2 protein-coding genes and 2 pseudogenes are annotated in these 3,096 nt (G+C 52.7%); 1 reads left to right on the forward strand and 3 read right to left on the reverse strand.

The genetic code is table 11. The features are described 5' to 3' along the window. Positions 1 to 4 precede the first annotated feature (4 nt). The 3 genes and pseudogenes from ACE1BR_RS21835 to ACE1BR_RS21845 form a co-directional block, all read right to left on the reverse strand. Positions 5 to 967, reverse strand: a complete 963-nt coding sequence (locus tag ACE1BR_RS21835; protein ID WP_374874007.1) for a CSS-motif domain-containing protein — start codon at positions 965 to 967, stop codon at positions 5 to 7. 78 nt (positions 968 to 1,045) lie between these two features. Then, entirely contained in the window at positions 1,046 to 1,267 is a 222-nt protein-coding gene (locus ACE1BR_RS21840) for a FaeA/PapI family transcriptional regulator (protein WP_374874009.1), read from the reverse strand. Between the two features lie 582 nt (positions 1,268 to 1,849). Continuing rightward, positions 1,850 to 2,043, reverse strand: a pseudogene (locus tag ACE1BR_RS21845) (IS3 family transposase); the annotation flags it as partial. A gap of 96 nt (positions 2,044 to 2,139) precedes the next feature. Between ACE1BR_RS21845 and ACE1BR_RS21850 the strand changes: the two are divergent. Continuing rightward, positions 2,140 to 3,096, forward strand: a pseudogene (locus tag ACE1BR_RS21850) (IS110 family transposase); the annotation flags it as partial.

Genomic DNA, 3,096 nt, shown 5'->3' on the forward strand with positions numbered 1-3,096 from the left:
CCCATTAACAACGCCCCTGAGGGATAAAACAGTCAGGGCCGAGTAACCCGGCTTGCGGGTGCTGCCAGCGCATCAAAACCTCAATACCACAAGGTTGGCGGGTGCGGGCATCGATGACCGGTTGTACATATGGGATGAACTCGTTGGCATGGAGTCCCCTACGCAGCTCCTGGGCCGGGGTGTTGGGTCGCGTCAGCCACCACCTGGTCATGGCACCACATCCTAGCGAGCCGACCAACAATAACAGTAACGTGGACCAATGGGCTGGTATCCAGTATGACCAGGTCTGGGTCGCCAGGGGATAGCCCACCGTGATAGAGAGTGGATAGCGCAGTGACATGCGGCTGCGCATGGCGGCCAATGCCGCGTCAGGCTGGTGATGATAACGGTGGCCCTGCGCATCCAGCCATTGTGGCCCGACCCGCAACCAGGCGTGAAGCGTCTCCCCCGAAACCTCTGTCAACGCCTTGGCCAGGTGGGTGCTGTCAATGTTGATGATGACCGCCCCCTTGGGCACGGGCGTGCGCAGTGATAGCACCGGATGGTCCGGCCACCAGGATGACCCGGGTAGCAAACGTATTTTGCCGACAAAAAAGGCCTCTTTCGGGGCGTGTTGTTGCACCTTGCCAAGCAGCGAGGTGCAGTACACGGCCCCCTCGTGGTCAGCGAGGTTGATGGTGCGGACCAACGCGGCCTTGGTGGCTTCACGGCGCAACGCCGGTAATACCGCGAGGCAGGGCTGGCCGACCATGTCGGCGACCTTGCTGTTAACACGTTCGGCCTCTGTTAACATCCGCTCGATACGCAGCAAGAGCTCGCGAGCGATGGTCAGGGCGTGCTGTTTCTGCTGGTGCAGCCCTGCCAGATAGAGTAGGGCGATGCCAAACAACAGTGGCAAGAGACATCCCAGCACGGTCAGCGGCCAATGCCAGCGGGAAATGCGTGGTTGGGTGGGTGGCAACGGCATGCAGCAGGTCCTTTATCGATAGCCCTTGAGCGGAGTCATGTTTAGCAACCGCATCGCGGTCGAGCCGGGGGGGGGATATCAACCATGGCAGCAACACTGCCAGTAGGTGGCCGAACCTCTCCCGTGGTTTAATTCTTGCACTACGCCGGCAAAAACGAGTTGCCGCAAATGATAGCGGGCTTTATACAGCGATATATTGAAGGCTTCGCTGACGTCAGCGGTGGTGGCCGGACCTGGCCGCGTGGTAAGGAAAACTAATATATCGCGCTCTGTTTGTAATGTACGGTGATGCGTGGCCATGTGACCTCCTGACTGTTGAAAGTATATTCCGTGCGCCGTAACCGATCACCGATGGGGAGGCGGCGAACAATATTCGATATCGGTGAAATGCTGCATACATGGTTACGTGATTGATATCATGATGAAAATATTGAGGCATAGTGCTTGCTTCAATTTAAAATATTTTTATGGATTACGTCATATATAAGCATGCTGCGTGATTGGTGGCAAGAGTATTTGAATATCATTTATAAAAATGAATTGGTTATTTCTGGCTCTCTATTTTGGCTTGTTTTTTTGTAATTAAATATGGCGGTTTGTCTAGCGGAAGGGAGGGTAAGCAATTGAAAGAAATGACAAACTACTACTTGATTTTGTTTTTTTGAGTAATGTTTTGTTACAATATTTATTTTGTTATGCTTTGTTCCTCTTATAGTTTTTCTTGGCGAGATGAACTATCTCATTTCTCCATGGTAATCTATTTATTTGTCATTATCTCTTGGTGATGGATATGTTATTTAGTGCTGCTTAAGCTCCACACTATATGAATGTTCAATTTAAACACTTGAATGTAGTCCATTGCTACTGTGGAATTTATTAAGTATCCCAACAGCAGTTGCCACGTCGGCTCGTTATTGGCACGGCAGAAACGCTGCCAGTCGTCACTGCCGTATTGGCTGCACGATGACCTCGCCTTCAGGTCTACGCCGCCATACGGCCATCATCAGTGCATCCAGCGCGAGCTAGAGGGAGAGGGTCGGTTTCATCGACCAACCCACCACGTTACGAGCGAAAAGAGGTGTTGTTAATGGGATGGTCGCCCCTACCCAAAACGGCATTTGAAGTGCCACAGTGGCGAATGTACGTTCCCACTAATGAGAGAGGCGACCACCATGAAAGCTACGACAATCGGCATAGATTTGGCAAAAGAGGTGTTCCTGGTTCACGGGGTGGACGAGCACGGTAAGCGGTTGTTCAACAAGCAACTCCTGCGTTCACAAATAGCCTCCTTTTTTGCCAATATCCCACCCGGCTTGATCGGCATGGAGGCGTGTGCCTCCTCTCACTACTGGGCCAGCACCCTGATGTCGTTAGGGCATACTGTCAAACTGATGACTCCCCAGTTCGTCAAACCTTACGTCAAAACCAACAAGAACGATGCGGCCGATGCAGAAGCTATCTGCGAAGCCGTGACTCGACCCAACATGCGGTTCGTCCCTGTCAACTCCCCGGAACAACAAGCCGTGCTGGCACTGCATCGGATCCGTCAGGGTTTCATCAAGCAGCGGACCGCTCAGGTCAATCAGATCCGGGGATTACTAGGGAAATTTGGCATCATCATCCCCCAAGGCATCACCCAAATACTGCGCAAGTTACCCGACATCCTGGAGGATGCCGATAACAGGTTGCCTGCCTTGTTCCGTCAACAGTTGAGTCTGCTACAGGATTATCTGGACCACCTGTTCAAGATAACAGCGATACTCGACAAGCAAATCGAGCAATGTCATCAGCAGAACGCCTTGTGCCAATGCATCGGTAAGATCCCCCGGCATCGGTTCCATCACCGCCAGTGCGTTGGTTGCGACTATTGGCAATGCCAACAATTTCGAAAATGGCAGGCAACTGGCCGCTTGGCTCGGGTTGGTGCCACGCCAGCACTCCAGCAGCGGCAAGCAAACCTTGCTGGGGATCAGCAAACGGGGGGATACCTATTTGAGAACTTTGCTAATCCACGGTGCCAGGGCAGTTTTGCAGTCGGTGAGGCGTAAACACGATGTCGTCTCGTGCTGGGCAAGCCGGTTATTAGAGCGTAGGAATAGCAATATTGCAGCAGTGGCGTTGGCCAACAA

The sequence above is a fragment of the Aeromonas sp. MdU4 genome (genome assembly GCF_041929505.1).
Taxonomy (GTDB): Bacteria; Pseudomonadota; Gammaproteobacteria; order Enterobacterales; family Aeromonadaceae; genus Aeromonas.